21 protein-coding genes are annotated in these 22,414 nt (G+C 64.0%); 12 read left to right on the top strand and 9 right to left on the bottom strand.

The window, feature by feature from the left end:
- Positions 1–15: 15 nt before the first annotated feature.
- The 3 genes from gyrB to dnaA all read right to left on the bottom strand — a co-directional run bounded on the left by gyrB (position 16) and on the right by dnaA (position 5,414).
- Positions 16–2,514 carry a DNA topoisomerase (ATP-hydrolyzing) subunit B gene (gene gyrB, locus KTQ42_RS14920; protein ID WP_217346202.1) on the bottom strand — a complete coding sequence of 833 codons (2,499 nt, stop codon included), beginning with the start codon at positions 2,512–2,514 and terminating at the stop codon, positions 16–18.
- Between the two features lie 171 nt (positions 2,515–2,685).
- Positions 2,686–3,792 (bottom strand): DNA polymerase III subunit beta, encoded by a 1,107-nt coding sequence (gene dnaN / locus KTQ42_RS14925; protein WP_217346203.1) that lies wholly within the window; start codon positions 3,790–3,792, stop codon positions 2,686–2,688.
- Positions 3,793–4,013: 221 nt separating this feature from the next.
- Positions 4,014–5,414 carry a chromosomal replication initiator protein DnaA gene (dnaA, locus tag KTQ42_RS14930; protein ID WP_217346204.1) on the bottom strand — a complete coding sequence of 467 codons (1,401 nt, stop codon included), beginning with the start codon at positions 5,412–5,414 and terminating at the stop codon, positions 4,014–4,016.
- Positions 5,415–5,784: 370 nt separating this feature from the next.
- Here dnaA and rpmH point away from each other — a divergent pair, with 370 nt between their 5' ends.
- From rpmH to KTQ42_RS14970, 8 genes are all read left to right on the top strand, one after another.
- Positions 5,785–5,919: a 50S ribosomal protein L34 gene (gene rpmH / locus KTQ42_RS14935; protein ID WP_011872825.1), complete on the top strand. Its 135-nt coding sequence runs from the start codon at positions 5,785–5,787 to the stop codon at positions 5,917–5,919.
- 27 nt (positions 5,920–5,946) lie between these two features.
- The gene (gene rnpA, locus KTQ42_RS14940) at positions 5,947–6,336 is read left to right on the top strand and encodes a ribonuclease P protein component (protein WP_217346205.1); all 390 of its coding nucleotides are present in this window, start codon (positions 5,947–5,949) and stop codon (positions 6,334–6,336) included.
- The gene (gene yidD, locus KTQ42_RS14945; protein WP_217346206.1) at positions 6,333–6,563 is read left to right on the top strand and encodes a membrane protein insertion efficiency factor YidD; all 231 of its coding nucleotides are present in this window, start codon (positions 6,333–6,335) and stop codon (positions 6,561–6,563) included. The genes rnpA and yidD overlap by 4 nt, the downstream gene beginning before the upstream one ends.
- Positions 6,564–6,589: 26 nt before the next feature.
- The gene (gene yidC / locus KTQ42_RS14950; RefSeq protein WP_217346207.1) at positions 6,590–8,287 is read left to right on the top strand and encodes a membrane protein insertase YidC; all 1,698 of its coding nucleotides are present in this window, start codon (positions 6,590–6,592) and stop codon (positions 8,285–8,287) included.
- A gap of 97 nt (positions 8,288–8,384) precedes the next feature.
- Positions 8,385–9,773, top strand: a complete 1,389-nt coding sequence (gene mnmE / locus KTQ42_RS14955) for a tRNA uridine-5-carboxymethylaminomethyl(34) synthesis GTPase MnmE (RefSeq protein WP_217346208.1) — start codon at positions 8,385–8,387, stop codon at positions 9,771–9,773.
- 160 nt (positions 9,774–9,933) lie between these two features.
- Complete coding sequence (locus tag KTQ42_RS14960; RefSeq protein ID WP_217346209.1) at positions 9,934–10,110, top strand: DUF3606 domain-containing protein; 177 nt, start codon at positions 9,934–9,936, stop codon at positions 10,108–10,110.
- 135 nt (positions 10,111–10,245) lie between these two features.
- On the top strand, positions 10,246–10,428 hold the full coding sequence (locus KTQ42_RS14965) for a hypothetical protein (protein WP_217346210.1): 183 nt from the start codon (positions 10,246–10,248) through the stop codon (positions 10,426–10,428).
- A 114-nt stretch (positions 10,429–10,542) separates the two neighbouring features.
- The gene (locus KTQ42_RS14970) at positions 10,543–10,848 is read left to right on the top strand and encodes a hypothetical protein (protein WP_217346211.1); all 306 of its coding nucleotides are present in this window, start codon (positions 10,543–10,545) and stop codon (positions 10,846–10,848) included.
- Positions 10,849–11,057: 209 nt separating this feature from the next.
- Here KTQ42_RS14970 and KTQ42_RS14975 read toward each other — a convergent pair whose 3' ends face one another.
- Genes KTQ42_RS14975 through KTQ42_RS14985 form a run of 3 tightly spaced genes read right to left on the bottom strand, consistent with a single transcriptional unit; the run spans position 11,058 to position 15,313 of the window.
- Positions 11,058–12,407, bottom strand: a complete 1,350-nt coding sequence (locus KTQ42_RS14975; protein ID WP_217346989.1) for an amidase — start codon at positions 12,405–12,407, stop codon at positions 11,058–11,060.
- A 45-nt stretch (positions 12,408–12,452) separates the two neighbouring features.
- On the bottom strand, positions 12,453–13,247 hold the full coding sequence (locus KTQ42_RS14980) for a sulfite exporter TauE/SafE family protein (protein WP_217346212.1): 795 nt from the start codon (positions 13,245–13,247) through the stop codon (positions 12,453–12,455).
- Positions 13,247–15,313 carry a TonB-dependent receptor gene (locus KTQ42_RS14985; RefSeq protein ID WP_217346213.1) on the bottom strand — a complete coding sequence of 689 codons (2,067 nt, stop codon included), beginning with the start codon at positions 15,311–15,313 and terminating at the stop codon, positions 13,247–13,249. Before KTQ42_RS14985 ends, KTQ42_RS14980 begins: the two co-directional genes overlap by 1 nt.
- Before the next feature lie 214 nt (positions 15,314–15,527).
- On the opposite strand from KTQ42_RS14985, the gene KTQ42_RS14990 reads away from it, so the two are divergent.
- Complete coding sequence (locus tag KTQ42_RS14990) at positions 15,528–16,115, top strand: DNA-3-methyladenine glycosylase (protein ID WP_217346214.1); 588 nt, start codon at positions 15,528–15,530, stop codon at positions 16,113–16,115.
- Positions 16,116–16,258: 143 nt separating this feature from the next.
- Complete coding sequence (locus KTQ42_RS14995; protein ID WP_217346215.1) at positions 16,259–17,827, top strand: PAS domain-containing methyl-accepting chemotaxis protein; 1,569 nt, start codon at positions 16,259–16,261, stop codon at positions 17,825–17,827.
- A 21-nt stretch (positions 17,828–17,848) separates the two neighbouring features.
- Here KTQ42_RS14995 and KTQ42_RS15000 read toward each other — a convergent pair whose 3' ends face one another.
- Positions 17,849–18,853, bottom strand: a complete 1,005-nt coding sequence (locus KTQ42_RS15000) for a CAP domain-containing protein (RefSeq protein ID WP_217346216.1) — start codon at positions 18,851–18,853, stop codon at positions 17,849–17,851.
- Positions 18,854–19,170: 317 nt separating this feature from the next.
- Between KTQ42_RS15000 and KTQ42_RS15005 the strand changes: the two genes are divergently transcribed.
- The gene (locus tag KTQ42_RS15005; RefSeq protein ID WP_217346217.1) at positions 19,171–20,229 is read left to right on the top strand and encodes an AbrB family transcriptional regulator; all 1,059 of its coding nucleotides are present in this window, start codon (positions 19,171–19,173) and stop codon (positions 20,227–20,229) included.
- A gap of 111 nt (positions 20,230–20,340) precedes the next feature.
- Here KTQ42_RS15005 and KTQ42_RS15010 read toward each other — a convergent pair whose 3' ends face one another.
- Positions 20,341–20,832 (bottom strand): asparaginase domain-containing protein, encoded by a 492-nt coding sequence (locus tag KTQ42_RS15010; protein WP_217346218.1) that lies wholly within the window; start codon positions 20,830–20,832, stop codon positions 20,341–20,343.
- Between the two features lie 203 nt (positions 20,833–21,035).
- Here KTQ42_RS15010 and KTQ42_RS15015 point away from each other — a divergent pair, with 203 nt between their 5' ends.
- Positions 21,036–21,785: an L-asparaginase gene (locus KTQ42_RS15015; RefSeq protein ID WP_217346990.1), complete on the top strand. Its 750-nt coding sequence runs from the start codon at positions 21,036–21,038 to the stop codon at positions 21,783–21,785.
- Here the strand turns inward: KTQ42_RS15015 and KTQ42_RS15020 are convergent.
- Positions 21,742–22,332: an MOSC domain-containing protein gene (locus KTQ42_RS15020; protein ID WP_217346219.1), complete on the bottom strand. Its 591-nt coding sequence runs from the start codon at positions 22,330–22,332 to the stop codon at positions 21,742–21,744. The two genes, KTQ42_RS15015 and KTQ42_RS15020, sit on opposite strands and share 44 nt — an antisense overlap.
- Between the last annotated feature and the right edge of the window lie 82 nt (positions 22,333–22,414).

The following is a 22,414-nucleotide window of genomic DNA, read 5'->3' on the forward strand; positions in this document are numbered from 1 at the left end:
GCGCCGGCCGGACTATTACACGTCGATGTTGCCCGCCTGCAGCGCGTTCATTTCGATGAATGCGCGGCGCGGCTCGACATCGTCGCCCATCAGCGTGGTGAAGATCTGGTCGGCCGCGATGGCATCCTCGATCTGCACCTTCAGCAGGCGCCGCACCTTGGGGTCCATCGTGGTTTCCCACAGCTGCTCGGGGTTCATTTCACCCAGGCCCTTGTAGCGCTGCTTGGACACGCCGCGTTCGGCTTCGTCGCGCAGCCAGGCCATGGCCTGGTGGAAGTCGGTGATGGCCGATTCCCTGACCTTCTCGCCGCTGCCGCGGCGCACCAGCGCGCCCGGACCGATCAGGCCGCGGAAGGTGGCCGCCGCCGCCGACAGCACCGCGTAATCGGGGCTGTCGATGAAGTCGGCATCGATCACGGATACCCGCACATTGCCATGGTGCATGCGCTGGATGCGCAGCATGTGCTTGTCCGACAGTTCATCGGAGCGCACCACCACTTCCACGGTCGGGTCCTTGATCGCCTCGCGCATTGCCTGCGCCGAGGCTTCGGCATCGGCTACCGTGTCGAGCTTCAGGGTCACGCCGGTCATGATGGCCGACAGCGCCGCGCTGTCGATGGCGCGGGTCAGGCGCATGATGATGGCGTTGGCGGTGTTGTACTGGCGTACCAGTTCGGCCAGCGCGTCGCCGCTGATGGGCTCGGCATGCTCCGCCGGCACCAGCGCGGCGTCATGCAGCGCGATCTGCATCATGTAGCCGGCTTCCTCGACATCGTCCTTCAGGTAACGCTCGTCGCGTCCGTGCTTGACCTTGTACAGCGGCGGCTGCGCGATATACACATGGCCGCGCTCCACCAGCAAGGGCATCTGCCGGTACAGCAGGGTCAGCAGCAGGGTGCGGATGTGGGCGCCGTCGACGTCGGCATCGGTCATGATGATGATGCGGTGGTAGCGCAGCTTGTCGATGTTGAATTCATCGGCGCCGATCGAGGTGCCGAGCGTGGCGATGAGCGTCGTGATCTGCTCGGACGACAGCATCTTCTCGAAACGCGCCTTTTCCACGTTCAGCACCTTGCCGCGCAGCGGCAGGATGGCCTGGAACTTGCGGTCGCGGCCCTGCTTGGCCGAGCCGCCTGCCGAGTCGCCCTCGACCACGTAGAGTTCGCACAGCGCCGGGTCCTTTTCCTGGCAGTCGGCCAGCTTGGCCGACAGGCCCAGGCCATCCATCACGCCTTTTCTGCGGGTCAGGTCGCGCGCCTTGCGCGCCGCCTCGCGGGCGCGCGCGGCTTCCACGATCTTGCCGCAGATGATCTTGGCGTCGGCCGGCTTTTCCTGCAGGTAGTCGGACAGGGTCTTGGCCACGATTTCCTCGACCGGGCCGCGCACCTCGGACGACACCAGCTTGTCCTTGGTCTGCGAACTGAATTTCGGCTCCGGCACCTTCACCGACAGCACGCAGGTCAGGCCTTCGCGCATGTCGTCGCCGGCGATCTCGACCTTGGCCTTCTTGGCAAAGTCGTTTTCATCGATGTACTTGTTGATCACGCGGGTCATCGCCGCGCGCAGGCCGGTCAGGTGGGTGCCGCCGTCGCGCTGCGGGATGTTGTTGGTGAAGCACAGCACCTGCTCGTTGAAGGCATCGTTCCACTGCATCGACACGTCCACCGTGATGTTGGTGTTCTGGTCCGACAGCCTTTCGCCGGTGGCCTGGAAGATGGTCGGATGCAGCACGTTCTTGGCCTTGTTGATGTATTCCACAAAGCCGCGGGTGCCGCCTTCGAAGGCGAACACTTCTTCCTTGCCGGTGCGCTGGTCCGACAGCCGGATGTGCACGCCGTTGTTCAGGAAGGACAGTTCGCGGATGCGCTTGGCCAGGATGTCGTAATGGAATTCGACATGGGAAAAGATTTCCTCGTCGGCCCAGAAATGCACCTCGGTGCCGCGCTTGTCGGTATCGCCGGTAACCTTGATGGGCGACACCAGCACGCCATCGATGGTTTCGAGTTCGCGGTTCTGCGGCACGCCGCGCACGAACTCCATGTAGTGCTGCTTGCCATCGCGGCGCACGGTCAGCTTCAGGAGCTTGGACAGGCCGTTGACGCAGGACACGCCCACGCCATGCAGGCCGCCCGAGACCTTGTACGAGTTCTGGTCGAACTTGCCGCCGGCATGCAGCTCGGTCATCACGATCTCGGCCGCGCTGCGCTTGGGCTCGTGCTTGTCGTCCCACTTGATGCCGGTGGGGATGCCGCGGCCGTTGTCGGTGATGGAGATCGAGTTGTCGGCGTGGATGGTGACGTGAATCTCGGTGCAATGGCCGGCCAGCGATTCGTCGATGGAATTGTCCAGCACCTCGAACACCAGATGATGCAGGCCGGTGCCATCGGAGGTGTCGCCGATGTACATACCCGGGCGCTTGCGCACGGCTTCCAGTCCTTCCAGGATCTGGATGGAGGATGCGCCGTACTGGTTGGCTTGTGGCTCTTTGGTCGGTTCAGTTGGAATCGCGGACATGGCTGCCTTCTAAAAAACGGATGCTGCTAAAAATCGAAACGGAGTTCAAATGGGGCGGGGGACATGCAAGCAGGGCTTGCCGTCCCGCGACTGCCATCTTGCTGGACAACATGAGGTACTGCGCCCCGCGGCAATCGCGCAGGGCCCCCGGCCGCCGCTTCGCGGCGGTCATCAGATACGCATCGGCATTACGACATACTTGAAATCGGCATTGTCCGGAATCGTGATCAGGGCCGATGAATTGGCGTCGCCGAGCGCGATGTTGACGTTGTCGCATTTAAGGTTGTTCAAGACGTCCAGCAGGTAACTGACATTGAAGCCGATGTCGATGCTGTCGCCGCCGTAATCGATTTCGAGTTCGTCGACCGCTTCTTCCTGGTCGGCGTTGGTGGAACTGATCTTCATGCTGCCCGGGCTGATCACGCAGCGCACGCCCTTGAACTTGTCGGAGGTCATGATGGCGGCGCGCTGCAGCGAGCGCAGCAGGCGGTCGCGGTCGATCGTGAAGTCATTCTTGTAGCCCTTGGGAATGACGCGGGTGTAGTCGGGAAACTTGCCCTCGACCAGCTTGGACACCAGCTCGATGTCGGCAAAGGTCAGCCTGACCTGGTTGCCGGCGATATCAAGCTGCACCGGCTCGTCGCTCTCTTCGAGCAGGCGCTGCAGCTCGATGATGGTCTTGCGCGGGATGATGACTTCCTGGCGCGGGAATTCCTGGTCGACCTCGACCTGGCAGAACGCCAGCCGGTGGCCGTCGGTGGCAACCGCGATCACGTTCTTGCCGTCGACCACCAGCAGCAGGCCGTTGAGGTAGTAGCGGATGTCCTGCTGGGCCATCGCGAAATGGACCATGTTGAACAGGTGCTTCAGGGTTTTCTGGGGCAGGGTCACGGTGGCGTTGTACTGCTCGGCCTGGGCGACCGTCGGGAATTCCTCGGCGGCCAGGGTCTGCAGCGCAAAGCGCGACTTGCCCGACTGTACCGTCATGCGCTTGTTGGCAAGCGACAGCGCGACATCGTCGCCGTCCGGCAGCGCGCGCAGGATGTCGAGCAGCTTGCGCGCGGCCACCGTGGTGGCGGCGACGTCGCTGCCGCTGCCCACGTTGGCATGGGTGGTGATCTGCACTTCGATATCGGTCGACAGGAAGGACACCCGCTCGCCGTCCTTGCGGATGAGGATATTGGCCAGAATCGGCAGCGTATGCCGACGCTCGACAATACCACTCACGACTTGCAGTGGCCGAAGTAGCGTGTCCCTGTGAGTTTTGACCAATTGCATGGCTTTTCCTTATGGTTGATCAGAATCCTGGTTCTGGTTCTGGTTCGGTTTGGTTATGCTGTCCATCTCATGCAGGCGTCGCCTGCATGCACTGCCTGCTGCGTATTTCCGACTGCCGGTCTTGCTGATTGCTGCCTGTTGCCCTTGCTTGCCGCCTGTTGCGTATTGTCCGCAGCCTGCGCTGGCGGTGCCGTTTTATCCACAGCCGCGCAGGCAGCGACTCAACCCTTCAATGTCTGCTCCAGCACATGCAGCTCGTGGTTGCATTCCGGGCTCTTGCTGCGGTCCGCGGCGATCTTGCGCACCGCATGCAGTACCGTGGTGTGGTCGCGCCCGCCAAACAGCTCGCCGATTTCCGGCAGGCTTTTCTGCGTCAGTTCCTTGGCCAGGTACATCGCGATCTGGCGCGGCCGCGCGATGTTGGCCGGCCGCTTCTTCGAATACATGTCGGCGACCTTGATGTTGAAGAAGTCGGCCACCGTCTTCTGGATGTTTTCCACCGAGATCTGGCGGTTCTGCACCGACAGCAGGTCCTTCAGCGCATCCTTGACCACGTCGATCGTGATCTCCTTGCCGTGGAAGCGGGAGTAGGCCAGGATCTTGCGCAGCGCGCCTTCGAGCTCGCGCACGTTGGAACGCAGGTGCTTGGCCACGAAGAAGGCCACGTCGTCGGACAGGTTGGCGCCTTCCGATGCCGCTTTTTTCAGCAGGATGGCCACCCGCATTTCCAGCTCCGGCGGCTCCACCGCCACCGTGAGGCCGGAGTCGAAGCGGGAAATCAGCCGGTCATCCATGCCGGTGATTTCCTTGGGATAGGTATCGCTGGTGATGATGATCTGCTTCTTCGCCGCGATCAGCGCCTCGAACGCATAGAAGAATTCTTCCTGGGTGCGGCTCTTGCCGCCGAAGAACTGGATATCGTCGATCAGCAGAAGGTCCAGCGAATGGTAGTAGCGCTTGAAATCATCGAAGCCCTTGCGCTGGTAGGCCGTCACCACGTCGCGCACATACTGTTCCGCATGGATGTAGCGGATGCGCACATTGGCATTCTCGGCCAGCACCTGGTTGCCGATCGCATGAATCAGGTGGGTCTTGCCCAGGCCCACGCCGCCATACAGGAACAGCGGGTTGTAGGAAATGCCCGGATTGTTGGCCACCTGGATTGCCGCCGCCCGCGCCAGCTGGTTCGCCTTGCCGGTGACGAAGCTCTCGAAGGTCAGCGCGGTGTTGATCTTGCTCTGCTCGCGGCGCGGGGAGTCGGCCAGGTCGGCCGCCGGCTCGCGCACCTCGGCATCGGCCTGCATGCCGTCGCGCTCGCGCGGCGCTACCTGCGAGGTGGTGGTCGGCCCGGCCTGCTCGGCTGCCCGGCGCGCATTGCCCACGCGCGGATCCAGCACGAACTGCACCTCGATCGGCTCTTCCCAGAACTGCGCCGCCAGCGTGCTGATCCGGCTGGCAAACTGGGTTTTCACCCAGTCCAGCTTGAAGCGGTTCGGCGCGGCAATACGCAGGCGCCCTTCCTCGAAATCGAGCGGGGCGAGCGGCTTGATCCAGGCACTGAACTGCTGAGGCGTCAGTTCCTGCTCCAGCTGCGCGGAGCAGGTCTGCCAGAAATTTTCCATGAATCGTCTGATTTAGTAGCGCGGGACCGATGGTGCGTTGGCCCAGATTGCGTTTGTTTATCGCAGGAATGCGGACTTCGAATTGGTGTATTCTACCCGCGACCGCCAAAGTTATCCACAGGCAGGCGATCCGGCAACTGCCATGCGCATTTCACCACGCTCATCTATATGGGGCTAAGTGATTGACAAACAAGCGCAAACTGCTGTCTAATCACGGGTTCACTGCCAGCAGCGTCGATGTTGTGGCGGCTGCAGGCTCCGCAAGCGCCTGTTGTGGCTGAAGTCGACGCCAGCGGCGCCGGGGTTGCAGCTTGCGAACTTTCCGCCCTATTTTCTTTTTCCGTACTTCTGCTCAATAGCGAGAACCAACATGAAACGTACTTACCAACCTTCCGTTGTCCGCCGCAAGCGCACCCATGGCTTTCGCGTACGCATGGCAACCCGCGGTGGCCGCGCTGTGCTCAACGCACGTCGCGCCAAGGGCCGCAAGCGCCTCGCCGCCTAAGTCGGCACCTGATTGCTCGCTGCTGGCGTGACCGGCGAACGCCCTCAGGATTACGCACGCGACAAGCGCATCATTAAAACGGATGAGTTCTCATCCGTTTTTCGTTTGCGGCCCGTGCAGCGTACAGCGCATTTCGTGCTGTACACGCGTTCCAATGAACTGGCGCATGCGCGCCTGGGCGTCGTCGTCGCCAAACGCTTCGCGCCGCGCGCGGTCACCCGCAATGCCATCAAGCGCATCACCCGGGAACTGTTCCGCCAGAGCATGCTGCCCCCGGTCGACTGCGTGGTCCGGCTTTCCAGGCCGGTCAACACCAAGGCCGGGCCGGCTACCACCTCGGCGCTGAAGACCGCGCTGCGCCTGGAAGTCTCCCGCCTGTTCCACCCGCTGCGCCAGCAGGGCGGAACGCAGCCATGAAGACCTTGCTGCTTTTGTTGCTGCGGGCCTACAAGCTGGGCATCAGCCCGTTCATGGGCCAGAACTGCCGCTTTTATCCCAGTTGTTCCGACTACGCCGCGCAAGCCATCCGCCTGCATGGCCCCGCCCATGGCAGCCTGCTGGCCGCGCGGCGCCTGTGCAAATGCCATCCGTGGCACCCGGGCGGGCTCGATCCGGTCCCCGCAAAATCGCCCGCTCACTCCTGAATTGCTGATTACTGATGAATAAACATATGGATATCAAACGCACCGTCCTGTGGGTTGTATTCTCGATGTCGATGCTGTTGCTTTGGGACAACTGGTTGCGTTATACCGGCAAGCCGTCGATGTTCTTCCCGACGGCAACCCAGCAGGCCCAGCCGGCCACCGCCACGGGCACCACCGGCACGGCGCCAGCGGCCAATACCGCCGCCGTACCGCAGGCCACGGGCGCTGCAGCCGCGCCGGGCGCCGCCGCGGTACCCGGCGCAGCCACGGCCGCCGTGCCGAATGCCGCGCCAGCCGCGGCTGCCGGCGAGCGCATCACCATCACCACTGACGTGATGAAGGCCGAAATCGACAGCATCGGCGGCGAACTGCGTCGCCTGGAATTGTTGAAGCACAAGGATACGCAGGACCCGACCAAGAACGTGGTGCTGTTCGATTCAAGCGCGGAACGTACCTACCTCGGCCAGACCGGCCTGATCGGCGGCGCTTTCCCGAACCACCGCACGCCGTTCACCGTGCAACCCGGTCCGCGCACGCTGGACAGCGGCAATGAGATCAAGCTGGTGCTGACTTCCGAGCAGGGCGGCGTGAAGCTGACAAAGACTTACACATTCCATCGCGGCGATTACACCATCGACGTCAAGCATGATGTGACCAACCTCTCCGGCGCGCCGGTGTCGCCGTCGCTGTATGTGCAATTGCTGCGCGATGGTGGCGCATTGCCGGGCGATTCCAAGTTTTACAGCACCTTTACAGGCCCGGCTGTCTATACCGAATCCGACAAGTTCCAGAAGCTGGCCTTTGACAAGATCGGCAGCGGCAAGGACAACCATGCCACCAAGTCCGACAACGGCTGGATCGCGATGGTGCAGCACTATTTCGTCTCGGCCTTCGTGCCGCCGGAAAAGGCGCCGCGCGAGATCTTCACCAAGAAGGTGGACAACAACCTGTATGCGGTCGGCAGCATCCTGCCGCTGGGCGCTGTCGCGCCGGGCGCGACGGTCAGCATGGACACCAAGCTGTATTCCGGCCCGCAGGAATCGGAAACCCTGGAAAAGGTCGCTCCTGGCCTGGAACTGGTGAAGGACTATGGCTGGCTGACCATCATCGCCAAGCCGATCTTCTGGCTGATGACCCATATCCACAACATCCTGGGCAACTGGGGCTGGACCATCATCGTGCTGACCATCCTGATCAAGCTGGCCTTCTTCCCGCTGTCGGCGGCAAGCTATCGCAGCATGGCCAAGATGAAGCTGGTCACGCCGCGCATGACCGCCATCCGCGAGCGCCACAAGGGCGATCCGCAGAAGATGAACCAGGCCATGATGGAGCTGTACAAGACAGAGAAAATCAATCCGCTGGGCGGCTGCCTGCCCATCGTGGTGCAGATTCCGGTCTTCATTGCGCTCTACTGGGTGCTGCTGGCCAGCGTGGAAATGCGCCATGCGCCGTGGCTGGGCTGGATCCAGGATCTGGCCGCGCCTGACCCCTGGTTCATCCTGCCGGTGCTGATGGCGGTGTCGATGTTCGTCCAGACCAAGCTGAACCCAACACCGCCGGACCCGGTCCAGGCCAAGGTGATGATGTTCATGCCCATCGTGTTCTCGGTGATGTTCTTCTTCTTCCCGGCCGGCCTGGTGCTGTACTGGGTGGTCAACAACATCCTGTCGATCGCGCAGCAGTGGGTCATTACCCGCAACATCCAGACGCCGAAAGCGGCCTGACCTGACATCATGTCGTAGCAGCAAAGGCCCGTGCGCTTCGCCACGGGCCTTTTTTCATGGAAACCGAGTAAACCTTCGATAACGAAAAATTGATCGCATGAATCTCGACTCGACCCCGATCGCCGCCATTGCCACCGCACCCGGACGCGGCGGCATCGGCGTGGTGCGCCTGTCCGGCAAGAACATCGACAGCGTCGCGCGCGCCGTATGCCGCCTGCCCGAAGGCCGCGCGCTGGCGCCGCGCCATGCAACCTACCTCGACTTCATCCAGGCTGACGGCAGCGTGATCGACCAGGGCCTGGCGCTCTGGTTCAAGGCGCCGCATTCCTATACCGGGGAGGATGTGCTGGAACTGCAGGGCCATGGCGGCCCGGTGGTATTGCAGATGCTGCTGCAGCGCTGCCTGGAGGCCGGGCAGGAAATCGGCCTGCGGCTGGCCCAGCCGGGCGAATTCACCCAGCGCGCCTTCCTGAACGACAAGCTGGACCTGGCGCAGGCCGAAGCGGTGGCCGACCTGATCGAGGCGTCGACCGAGGCGGCGGCCAAGTCGGCCTCGCAGTCGCTTTCCGGCGCCTTTTCGAAGGTCATCCGCAGCCTGGTCGACCAGGTGATCCACCTGCGCATGCTGGTGGAAGCCACGCTCGACTTCCCGGAAGAGGAAATCGACTTCCTGGAAAAATCCGACGCCCGCGGCCAGCTGGCAAGGATACGCGCGTCGCTGCAGCAGGTGTTCGAACAGGCGGCGCAGGGCGCGCTGCTGCGCGACGGCCTGAACGTGGTGCTGGCCGGGCAGCCGAACGTCGGCAAGTCCTCGCTGCTCAATGCGCTGGCGGGGTCGGACGTGGCCATCGTGACGGCCATCGCTGGCACTACCCGCGACCGGGTGACCGAAACCATCCAGATCGAAGGCATACCGATCAACATCATCGACACCGCCGGCATCCGCGACGCCGCCGACGCCAGCGATGAAGTCGAGCGCATCGGCATCGAGCGCACCTGGGGCGCGGTGCGCGATGCCGACGTGATCCTGCACATGCTCGACGCCGGCCGCGGCCCGACCCTGGCCGACGAGCAGATCATGGCCCGCTTCCCCGGCAACGTGCCGGTGATCCGGCTATGGAACAAGATCGACCTGTCCGGTCATCGCGCCGCAGTGGACCAGATGCCGGACGCCACCCACATCTACCTGTCCGCCACCGACCGCACCGGCCTGGACCTGCTGCGCGCCGAGCTGCTGCGCATCGCCGGCTGGCAGCAGACCGGCGAATCGCTCTACCTGGCCCGCGAACGCCATCTGATCGCGCTGAAGGCTGCCCGTGAGCACCTGGATATCGCGGCAGAACTGGCAGCGCAGAATGACCAGGCGCTGGACCTGTTTGCGGAAGAACTGCGCCTGGCGCAGGACAGGCTCAACAGCATCACGGGAGCGTTTACGTCGGATGATTTGCTGGGGGTGATCTTCAGCAGGTTCTGCATCGGGAAGTAACTACGTCGTCGGCGGCAGTCTCCACTTCTCGGCATGGCCTTGATGGCCTGCCCGGTGATTCTGCGCAAGCGGGATGCATTAATAAGCCGGTCTGCCTTGGATCAATGCAGACCCGTTGCTACCATGAACTTGTCTTTTAAACCACTTCAAGGAGGCAACCATGGCTGACAACCTCAATGAGCGCGGACCGCAGGACCGCTCCCGCATCAACGTCAACGAGGCATGGGAACTGCAGTACTGGACCAGGAAATTCGGCGTCAGCGAAGAGCAATTGAAAGATGCCGTAAAGGCCGCCGGCCCATCGGCGGATGCCGTCGGTAAGCATCTCGGGAAGTAGCAATTTCAGGGTGTCTGACAGACACCCTGACGCAGTTTGATGAGGCGCATGCTGCAGTGCGCCAACCGGAACCGTCGACACAACATCTTGTCAACTTTGTACCGCGTTATTTAACGCATTACTTGGAGAAATAAGATGAAAAAAATTGCTGCAGTATTACTCGTGATGGTGATGGCCGGCTGCTCCAGCATGGGCATGAGTTCTTCGGGTCGCTCGGGTATGTCCAACACCGGCTCCGGCATGGGTGCAAGCGGGATCGACAACCGCCATTCCGTGATCGATCCCAACGGCCAGCTCAACATCTATCACGGTGGCTGATAGCGTGGACAGACAGGCGGATTATCAACTCGGCTGTGTGATTCACCGTACTGAAGCCCGGCCGTTACGGCGCTAATCTGCCTGTTCCGATCACAACAATCCAAGGAGAGCCCCATGAACAAGTTAGTGACCACGCTGACTGCCTGCCTGTTTGCCGTGACCATGCATGCGCCGGTATTCGCAGCCGATGCGGCCAAGCAGGATGCCAAGGCGCAGAAGGAACTGGCCGAAGGCGACTACAAGGCTGCCAAGGCAAAAGCCGACAGCCGGGAAGATGCGGCCAAGGAAGAATGTGAAAAGCTGAGCGGCGCCGACCAGCGCGCCTGCAAGAAGAGGGCGGATGCCGCAGCCGATCGGGCCAAGGCAGAGGCCAAGGCCGACCGTGACCATGCGAAGGCGAATGCGAAGGCGATGAAGTAACTGGCAGCGTTTGCGGGTTTGAAAAAGCCGCCGTTTTTACGGCGGCTTTTTTACTGAAATGCTGATCGCTGCAGGGTACCTTTTTCGAGATTGCATACCGGGTATTGCAGCAGCAGCCCTCTTGCCATGCAGGCACTTGGTAGGGTGCAATACCCGAAGGGCATTGCACCCTACAACATCCACTTCAGCAATGTTGATCCAAGCGAATGTCAGACTCGCTTCTGCAACAGAGCTTCCACCATCATGCCCAAGGCCAGCACATCCCGGTCGCGTCCTCCCGCCGCCGCAATCATCAACCCCACCGGCGCCGTTCCCGGTGTCTGGCAGGGTAGCGACAAGGCGCAGCCATCCAGGAAATTGATGAAGGTCGGATTACGCAGAATGAGCGCATTGGTCCGGTAATAGACGTCATCTTCGGTCAGTTCAGCCAGCGTCGGCGCCACTACAGGCACAGTCGGCATCAGCAGTGCATCGTAACCGGCAATGCGCTGCTCCAGCGAGGCGATCCAGCGCACGCGTGCATCCAGCAGTTCCAGCAGGTCGGACGCCGTCATGCCCTGGCCGCGGCGGATGCGTGACAGCACCCGCGGATCGTAGCGGTCGCCGGCACGTTCGATCAGCGCGCGGTGCCAGGTCCAGGCCTCGGCCGAACTCAGGCCGCCGGTGGCATTGATCGATGCCAGTTCATCGAACTCCAGTACGACAATCTCTTCCAGCAAGGCGCCGGCCGCCGACAGGCGCGACAGCGCGGCCCGGAAGGATGCCGCGACATGGCTGTCCATGCCATCCTGAACGATGTTGGTCGGCACGGCCAGGCGCATGCCGGCCAGCCTTGCCGGCTTGGGCAAGGGCCGGGTGTCGGCGGCCAGGATCGCATCGAGCTGCGCGCAGCAGGCGACGCTGGCGGCGATCGGGCCGATCGAGTCGAGCCGGGTTGCCAGCGGCAATGCACCGGTCAGCGGCACGCGGCGCGCGGTCGGCTTGAAGCCGGCCAGGCCGCACAGCGCGGCGGGAATGCGCACCGAGCCGCCGGTATCGGTGCCGATCGCGGCAACGGCCATCTGGTCCGTCACCGACACCGCCGCGCCGGACGAGGAGCCGCCCGGAATGCGGCCGGTGGCGCGGTCCCAGGGATTGCGCGGCGTGCCGTAATGCGGGTTCAGGCCCAGGCCGGAATAGGCGAATTCGGTCATGTTGGTGCGGCCGACGATCACCGCGCCGGCTGCCAGCAGGCGCTGCACGACAACCGCGTTTTCCCTGGCGGCCGGCGCGCCCTGCAGCGCCACCGAGCCGGCCAGCGTGGTGTCGCCGGCGACGTCGAACAGGTCCTTGATCGAGATCGGCAGGCCGTCGATGGCCGAGCGGGGCAGGCCGGCGCCGCGCAGCAGGTCCGAGGCCTGGGCCGCGGCGCGCGCCTGCGCCGAATACACCTTGGTAAAAACCCGTACGCCTTCGCCGGCCGGGTCGGCGATGTGCGCCAGCGCGGCGTCGGTCAGTTGCAGCGAGGTGGCGCGTCCTTCATCGAGCGCGGTGCGCAGTTCAGCCAGGGTGGGAATCATCATCGTTCCATGTCGGTGGTTGGAGTCGGCCGCCGCCTGCCGGGTCTACCAGTAGGTCAGCAGCATCTTGGTTGCCAGCACATAGAGCAGCAGGGCGAAAATTCGTTTCAGGGCCAGCACCGGCAGCCGGTGCGTCATGCGGGCGCCAAAGGGCGCGGTCAGCACGCTGCCGCTGACCAGCCCGGCCAGCGCCGGCAGGAAGATGAAGCCCAGCGACCACGGCGGCAACTGGGCGATGCCCCAGCCCGACGCCAGGTAACCCAGGGTGCCCACCATGGCCACGGGAATGCCCAGCAACGCGGCGGTGCCGATGGCGGTACGCAGCGGCACGCCGCACCAGAGCATGAAGGGCACATTCAGGAAAGCGCCGCCGGCCGACACCAGGCCGCAGATGGTGCCGATGGCCAGGCCGGCGATGAACAGCGGCAGCGGACCCGGCAGCGGCCGGTGCGCGGCGGGTTTGCGGTTGAGCAGCATCTGGGTCGCGCCGGCATACACGATCACGGCGAAGGCCATGGCCAGGTGGCGCTGGGAAATCCAGCCGGCGGCCAGGGTCGCCAGCAGGCTGCCGGTGACCATGCCCGGCGCCATGCGCTTGAAGATGTCGGTGTCGATGCCGCCCAGGCGCCAGTGCTCGCGCACGCTGGAGGCGGAGGTGAAGACGATGGACGCCATTGCCGTGCCCAGCGCCAGGTGCACGATATGGTCGGGCGCATAGCCCTGCAGGGTGAAGATGGCAGCCAGGACCGGCACCAGCGTCATGCCGCCGCCGATGCCCAGCAGGCCGGCCAGCACGCCCACCAGCGCGCCGGCGCCCAGGTATACCGCGAACCAGGCCATCAGAACTGGCTGCGCACGCCGACGAACAGGCGGCGGCCGGGCGCGGGCTCGTAGAAGCGGCCATTGCCGTCATTGACGATGACCGAGCCGGCATACTGGCGGTCGAACAGGTTGTCGACGCGGCCGAACAGGTAGAAGCGGGCGGCGGCGGTGCGGAACTCCCTGCCCAGGCGCAGGTTGAAGGCGGTGTAGCCGGGCGCGGCTTCCGAGTTGACGTCATTGACCCAGGTCTTGCTTTCGGCACGCATTTCCAGCGCCAGGGTGGTGGCTTCGGCGATGCGGGTTTCGGCCTGCGCATACAGCGCATGGCGCGGCACGCCGGGCAGGCGGTTGCCGGAAGCGACATTTTGCCTGGTACCGGCGGCAGTGGTGCTGGTGAAGCCGCTGTAGAAGCGGGCGTCGAGCAGGGTATAGGCCAGGCGGGTGGTGACCTGCTCCCAATCGGCCTTCCAGCCCACCTCAATGCCGCGGCGATCGACCCGGTCGGCATTCTGGAACACGGTGCGGCCGCCCGAAACCAGTTCGGGCACGATTTCGTCGCGGCTGCGGGTGGCGAACAGGGCCAGGTCCAGGCTGTGGCGGCCGCTTCGCGCCTTCATGCCGATCTCGGCCTGGTTGCTCTTGGAAGGCTTCAACTGGAAGTTGGGGCCGGTGGCGGTGCCGGCGCGGTAGGCGCTTTCCGCCAGGGTCGGCGTCTCGAAGCCTGTGCCGAGGTTGCCGTAGAAGTTGAGGTTGTCATTGGCATGCCACACCAGGCCCAGCACCGGGCTGGTGTTGCGATAGGTGACATTGCCGCTGTCATTGCGGCCGTCGCCGGTGTACTTGTCGTTGACCGAGAACTTCACCTGGCTGACCCGCACGCCGGCCTGCGCCTGCCATTGCGGCGCGAATGCCCATTCGATCTGGCCGAAGTAATCCAGGTTGCGGGCGGTATCGTCCTCGTTGCGGCGCAGTGCGCCCGGCGTGCCGGCGTTATTGACGAAGCCCTTGCGGGTTTCCTTCAACCGGTCGGCTTCCACGCCCAGCGTCCATTGCAGCGGCATGTCGTTCAGGCGGGTCTTGTGCACCCAGTTCAGGCCGACGCCGCCAAAGCTGCGGTCGAGATCGACCACGCCGCCGGCCGAGGTGGTGAAGCCGGTGCGCCGGTCAGTCTGGTCGCCGGCCATCGACAAGGTCTGGAACACGTCGCGCCGGCCCACGTAGACGCGGGCATTCAAGCGGTCGCTGGAAGACAGGTCGTGCTCGACCACGATGCCGGCCTGTTGCTGGTCGATCGTCTTGCGGGTGTCGAACTGGATCGCCGCCGGAATCACCTGGCGCGGATTGCTGTTGAAAGCAGCACGGTTCAAGCCCAGCGGGTCCTGCGACAGCGGCTGGTCGAAGCTGTTGAAGATGCCGGTAATCCTGGTGGAAGAGGACGGCCGCGCCACCACCTTGGCATTGACCTGGGTCCGCTCCGCGGCGCTGTGGTCGCGGTAGCCATCGGTGGTGAAGCGCGACACGTCCAGCAGCGCGCCCAGGGCCTCGCTGCCGCCGCCGACCGACAGGTCGAGATGGCGCTGGTTGTCCGAGCCGATGCCGGCGGCGACACCGAACTTCGGCGTGGACGACACCGGGGGATCCTGGGTGAACACCTGCAGCACGCCGCCGGCGGCATTGCCGTACAGCTGGGCCAGCGGTCCGCGCAGCAGTTCGATGCGCTTGGCCGATGTCAGGCTGATGGACGAGGCCTGGCCCTGGCCGTCCGGCATGGTGGCCGGGATGCCGTCGATCAGGATGCGCACGCCGCGCACGCCGAAGGTGGAACGGGTGCCGAAGCCGCGCACCGACAGCTGCAGGTCCTGCGCATAGTTTTCCCGGTTGCGCACCTGCGTGCCCGGCACGGCCGACATCAGCTCGGACAGGTTGACCAGGGGCGAACCGAGCCGCATCGGATCGATTTCGACTGCATCGATTGCGCCGGGCACGTCGAAGCGCCGCTGCTCGCTGCGGCTGCCGCTGACCACGATCTCGCCCAGCGTGGGGTCGGAAGGCGCCGGCGTGGCTGTCTGCGCCTGTGCCGGCATGCTGGCCGCTGCGGCGCATGACAACAAGACGGCCAGGGAAATTGGAGTAGGACGCGGGCAGGTAGGCATGGTCTGGAAATTGGCAGGTGGGCAAGATTTTCGGTCAGCCATTCTAACTGTGTAGAGCGACCACGCAAACTTTTGGTGCATGAACTAACAACACTGGATGCGTGCGTGCAAATCTGCAGCCGGCGTTTTATGGCAGCATCGACGCATGTCTGAATCTGCAAGCAATGCATCTCCAGCGGAAACGCCCTGGCTGCCACGGGCTTTCTTCGACCGCGACACCGAACTGGTAGCACGCGAACTGCTGGGCTGCCTGCTGGTGCACCGGGTCGACGGCGTCGAACGTGTCGGCAAGATCGTCGAAACCGAAGCCTACCTGGGCGTGGGCGACCTGGCTGCGCATTCCTCCAAGGGCGTCACGCCGCGCACCCAGGTCATGTTCGGCCCGCCGGGCCATGCCTATGTCTATCTGATTTACGGCATGCATCACTGCCTCAACATCGTCACCGAGGCCGAAGGGCAGGGCACCGCCGTGCTGCTGCGGGCGCTTGAGCCGGTGCGCAATCTGCACGGCAAGACCAGCGGGCCGGGCCTGCTGTGCAAGGCCATGGGCATAGACCGACGCCTGAACAGCCATGACTTCTGCAGCCCGACGCTGCATGTGCTGCCGCGGCCGGCCGGCCAGGCGGCTGCCGTGGTGAAGCGGCCCAGAATCGGCGTCGATTATGCCGGCGAATGGGCGGCACGGCCGCTGCGGTTCTACCTGGAAGGCAACAGCTACATTTCGCGCAAATAGGCTGGCTGCTCCGCTGTAACCGCCTTTTACCAACAGCACCATCCGTATTATTACCTTTGGTCAACAAATATTGATCCAAATCAATTTTTGACGTTCCTTGAATGCACCATAATTGCTCAACAGAAATATAAAGGAGCAGCACCATGCGGATGAACCTGCCGGTCACCCAGCGCGAATATGAATTGCAGGATGGCCAGGCTATCGTTTCCAAGACCGATACCCACGGCAACATCACCTATGTCAACGCCTACTTCATCGAAGTCAGCGGCTTTGCCGAGGAAGAGCTGCTGGGTGCGCCGCAAAACCTGGTGCGCCACCCGGACATGCCGGCCGAGGCCTTTGCTGATATGTGGGCAACGCTCAAGGACGACCGTCCCTGGACCGGGCTGGTAAAGAACCGCCGCAAGAATGGCGACCATTACTGGGTGCTGGCCAATGTCACGCCTGTGCGCGAAAACGGCGTGACCGTAGGCTATATGTCAGTGCGTGGACGCCCTGACCGCGCCGCGGTGCAGGCGGCAGAGGCAGCCTACCGCGAGTTGCGCGAAAACCCCGACTGCGGATTCATGGTGCGCAATGGCCGCATTGCCCGCAGCGGCTTGCGCGGCCGGCTTGCGTCGCTGACAAGGCTGAGCCTGTCGACCCGGATCGGCCTGACCATGGGTGCGCTCAACCTGCTGCTGGCCAGCCTTGCCATCTCCGGATGGATGGGCGGCGATGCAGGCTGGCGCACCGGCGCCGAAATCGCCGGCATGGCTGTCTGCCTGGGCTTGTGGGCTAGCCTGCAGGCCCGGGTCATTGCCCCGCTGCGCGATGCGGTGCAGGCAGCGCGCGCCATCGCCGGCGGCGACCTGGCAACCAGCTTCAGCAGCCGCAATGAAGACGAGATGGGCCAGCTGATGCAGGGCCTGCAGCAAATGAATGTGAATCTGCGTTCCATCATCGGTGACGTGCGTGCCGGCATGGACACGATGCTGCTTGGCGCACGGGAAATCGCTGCCGGCAATATGGACCTGTCCGGCCGCACCGAGGCGCAGGCCTCCAGCCTGGAGGAAACCGCGTCCAGCATGGAACAGTTCGCTTCCACCGTGAAGCAGAATGCCGGTCATGCAGTCAATGCCAGCGAACTCGCCGGCAAGGCATGCGGCATTGCCGAGCGCGGCGGCGCGGCGGTCAGCGAGGCAGGCGCCACCATGCAGGAAATCAGTCAGGCGGCGCACCGCATCGTCGACATCATTTCGGTCATCGACGGCATCGCCTTCCAGACCAATATCCTGGCGCTCAACGCCGCGGTGGAAGCAGCCCGCGCCGGCGAGCAGGGCCGCGGCTTTGCGGTCGTGGCGTCCGAGGTGCGCGCACTTGCACAGCGCTCGGCCGCCGCCGCCCAGGAAATCAAGGTGCTGATCGACGACTCGGTCAACAAGGTCGACAGCGGCACCAGCAAGGTCACCCAGGCCAGGCGCACCATGGAGGAAATGACCACCGCCATTACCCAGGTCAGCACCCTGATGGCCGAGATCACGGTGGCCAGCAAGGAGCAGAGCCAGGGCATCGACCAGGTCAACCAGGCGGTCAACGACATGGACCAGGTCACCCAGCAGAACGCCGCGCTGGTGGAGGAAGCCGCGGCTGCCGCCGCCAGCCTGCAGGATCAGGCGCGGCGGGTGACGGAAGCGCTGTCGGTATTCAAGGATAGCGGGCGGGCGCGGTGAGGGCGGCCGGGAGGCACTTTACTAGCGGGTGCGGAACGACCATGACCGGTTCACGGCGACATTATCGACCGTGCCGGTGAAGCGCACGTCATAGTCGGTCTGCGGCTGCAGCACGTCGATCGGGATGATGGCCGCAACCGAGGGTTCGGCAATCTCCTTGTCATTGTCATAAGTGAGCAGCAGCGTGGACAGAGGCGCGCGGCCGCGCGGACTGATGTTGAAGCTGATGACCTTGAGCTTGGAGGTGATATCGGCATGGACGCTGACCGGATAGCCGACCTCATTGCGGGCCGGCACCGGGTCCGGCTGCTCCTGATTGGAATAGAACACGGTGGGCAGGTTTTGCTGGCCATTGAACGGGTAGGTCACCAGGCCGCCATTGCCCAGCCCGCCCTGGTTCAGGGTGCGTGTCGCGAAATTGGTCGTGAAATAGGTGTAGCCGCTGCTGCCGGTGGCAACGCCCGCACCGGCTTCCAGGAATTTGGGCTCCATGATCACGAAGCGGTGATAGATGGCGGTAATCAGTTCTTCGGCAGCGTTGACGCCGCTCCTGTCGCCGGTAGCAGAGATGACTTCGCCAAAGGCGTAATTGCTGCCGGGAAGAGAATAGCCGGCCGACTGCAGTCGCTCGAAGACGCTGGCGCCGGTAAAGCCGCGCCGCGTGGACACTTCGTCGTGCGTGATGAAATCGTTGATGGCCTGGTAATTCGAATGCGCCAGCGCCGCCTTGTCCACCTGCGCATTGCGCGCAACAGGCGCCAGACCCATCTGCTGCCGCCGGAAGTTGAACCAGTTGAAGCCATCGGCTGCCATATCGCCGGTCTGCCTTGGCGCGCCGGCTTCATTGAGAATGTTGACTGGCACGCCACCGTCGCTGACGACGCCATCCGGCTGCAGATTACCCGTGCGATCTGTGCTGCCGCTACTGCTGCCGCCTCCGCCGCCGCAACCGGCTGCCAGGACCGCGATCAGCAGGGAGATCAGCCAGGCGCTGGCTTTTCGGTTGAATGATCGTGAACTGGTCATGGCGTTCCTTGCGCAAAGTGTGGCAAGCACGTTGTGCCTGCCGTGATGGTGATTGGTGAATGACAGCGTGGTGGTGTTGCACGTCGAGGGAAGAACTGCATGACGACGTGCATGGTTCGCATCCTCATTTCTGGCAATCTGGAATGAGTACCAATCTGCCACGCTATTGCACAACATTATCACGCACTGCGCTTTCCACAGGCAGGCGCAACGACAGACCTTGACCTGCCCGGAATGCCACTCCGGACGCAAAGCCTATTGCCCTCTACAATACCGGCTGGCCGCATTTCGCACGCCCGCTCACCTCAGCCCGACCCATGCCGTTTGCTTCATCGTCCGATCTTCGTTCATTCCTGCTGACTTTACTGCTGGGCCTGGCTGCGGCCGGCCTGTGCAATCTGCTGCACACGCCTTTGCCGTGGATGATAGGGCCGCTGTTCGCCAGCGCCGCCGCACGCATGGCGGGCATTGCGCTGTTCTGCCCGGCACAGGTCAGGCAGGGCGGCCAGTGGGCAATTGGCACGGCGCTGGGCCTGTATTTCACGCCGCTGGTGCTCGGCGTGCTGGCCTCGTATGCGGTCTGGATTGCCGTTGGCCTGGCATTTGCGATGCTGCTGGGGCTGGCCGGGGCCTGGCTGCTGTCGCGGCTGTCGGACGTGGACCGGGTCACCGCCTTCTTCGCCATGGCGGTCGGCGGCGCGTCGGAAATGGCGGCGCAGGGCGAGCACCATGGCGCGGCGGTCGACCGCATCGCCGCCGCCCACAGCCTGCGCATCATGATGGTGGTGGCCATCGTGCCGTTCGCCTTCAAGTTTCTCGATGTGCATGGCGCCGATCCCTTTGTGCCCGGCGCCCGTGAAGTCCGCTATGACGGCCTGGCGCTGCTGATCGTGCTGACCGCCAGCGGCGCGCTGCTGCTGGGACGCTTTCGCTGGCCGAACAACTGGGTGATCGGCCCGCTCGCGGTTTCCATCCTGCTGACCGCCTTCGGCCTGAACCTGTCGGCGCTGCCGGAATGGATGACGCATTTCGGCCAGCTGTTCATCGGCATTTCGCTCGGTACCCGTTTCACGCCGGAATTCCTGCATACCGCGCCGCGCTATCTGGCCAGCGTGGCGCTGTGCGCACTGCTGGCCATCCTGGTGGCGGGCGGGTTCGGCCTGCTGCTGGCCTGGGCCAGCGGCATCAACCCGGCCACTGCCATCCTGGCCACGTCGCCGGGCGGCATCGCCGAAATGAGCCTGACCGCGCGCACGCTGCAACTGGGCGTGCCTATCGTCACTGCCTTCCATGTGATCAGGATGTCGGTGATCGTGCTCACCATCGGGCCGCTGTTTCGTTCGCTGCGCTATTTCCAAGAACGGGCGGACGCCTGATGCAGGGCGGGCGGGGAGCGGTAGCGTTGAAGCGCCGAGGTCGATGCGCCTGCTGCGCCGCCTGGTGCGGTGAAAGCCAGACCCTGAACGTCAGGCATGAAGCAGCAAGCGTCAGGGCCGCAGCGTCTCGAACACGCCCTGCACCCGGTTCTTCTGCACATTGTCCCAACTGAACACCTGGCCGCTCATCGCAATATAGACGCCGGCCGGCAGGGCTTGCGCCAGGCCGAAGGCCATGCCGAAATTGAACAGGGCATCCGAATTGGCGATCTCATAGGGAATCATCGCGCCGGTCATCACGATGGTCTTGTCCAGCCTGGCCGGACCCAGCAGGCGGGCGGTTTCCGGCATGGTATCGGTGCCATGAACGATCACCAGCCGCTGTTCCGGCGCCTCGATACAGGCCTGCAGGATGCGCTCGCGGTCGGCGTCCTGCATGTCCAGCGAATCCAGCAGGGGCAGTGGCGCCACCCTGACCGGCTGGCTGATGCGGCTGCGCGCGATGACCGTGGGCAGCACGCTGGCGCCGAAGCCCAGCTTGCCGGCGATTTCATCGTAATGTTTTTCAAATGTGCCGCCGGCGGCGACGATGCAAACACTCATGACAGGGGAGGAGGAAGTGGCAGATCGCGGCTATCATAGCCTACCGGGAGCCATGCAAAAATTTTGCCCGCCTGGGAATTTCCGGCATGAATCATGAATCAAAGCATGGCATCCGCCGCTTTCGGCCGGTGAAATTCGCCTGTCAGGCGCACGGCGAATACCGCTACACTGGCATCCTGCAAGCCCTCCTTTCCCTGTCGAACATGAAACCCGTCGCTCCCGGAACCGTTATTTTCCATCGCTATCGAGGCTATGGCGTCATCACCTCGGTCAACCTGCTGACCGGATGGATCTCGGCGCGTTTCGGTGCGGAAGGGCGCACGCTGGACCTGAATCTGTCATCCGACCAGGTGCAGCATGCGGACGGCGAGCCCATCCTGTTCCGGCGCCAGCCGCCGGCCCGCATGCCGCATGCGCGCCTGATGGAAATGGTGCGCGACCTGCACCGCGCCGGCTATCAGCGGCTCTACCTGTACAGCTGGCCCAAGGCGTCCGGCCTGCACTGGCGCTGGCATCTGTTCACCGGACCGCGCAACTGGATGCAGCGGCCCTGGCGCGAAGGCTGGTACGGGTCGGGCGCGGAGTACAACCTGAATCCCATCATGGGCTGGGGCGACGCGCCGGGCGCCGATGCCCAGGAACTGGGCAGCGCGCTGGCCAGGTTCGATCCGCAGGGCCTGGCGCAAGCGCTGGGCCGCGACCAGGACCATACGGCCTGGTTCGAGATGGTATGCGAAGCGCTGCTGCCGGACTATGCCTTCAGCCTCGGCTGGGACCAGCGCGAGGCGCAACCGGAAGGCCTGCCGGTGATCGCGGTGCGGCGCGGCGTGCCGGACTATGCCGGTCCGGTGCTGCCCTGGCCGCCCGGCTGGGCTGGCCTCTGGAGCAATGTGCCGGCGATCCGGCTGGTCAGAATAAATCCGGCTGGCGTCCCGTCCGACGACGTTCGTTGATCTGCGCAATCGACAACTGGCGCGGTCCGGGCAGGAGCCGCGCCGTCTCGCCGGCATTGACCAGGCCCGGCTGCAGCACCCGGAGATAAAAGCCGGTGGCGCCGCTCTGGTCCATCAGCCTGGCCGCATTGGACAGGCCCATCTTCACATTCAGCTTGAAGCAGGGCGTGCGCACTTCGCTGACCTCCAGCAGTACACGGCCCAGCGACAGCCGGTCGCCCAGCCAGACATCCTGTTCCAGCAGGCCCTGGATCGTCAGGTTCTCGCCCAGCGCGCCATACGCCAGCGCCGCATCGGCCTTGCCGGCCTGCCGCCGCTGCGCCTCCCAGAAAGCATAATGCTCGACCGGATAGGCATACACCGCCTTGCCCGGCCCGCCATGCAGCCTGCGGTCCGCCTGCGCATCGCCGTCCAGTCCCAGCCGTCCGACAACCACCGGCCCGCTGCGGGCCTGCTTGTGGATGCCGGTCGCCACGTGGCGGCCAGCCTCGGCCTTGGTGCCGAACAGGTTGCCCACAGGCGCGGTATTGACACTGACGATGACCATTCTTCCTTTTCCTTCATGCTCCAGCGCTGTGCGGGACGCCGCGCCGCGCACCATGCCGGCGCTTCCATCACGCAATTTTATG

The organism is Noviherbaspirillum sp. L7-7A, from assembly GCF_019052805.1.
Taxonomy (GTDB): Bacteria; Pseudomonadota; Gammaproteobacteria; order Burkholderiales; family Burkholderiaceae_D; genus Noviherbaspirillum_A.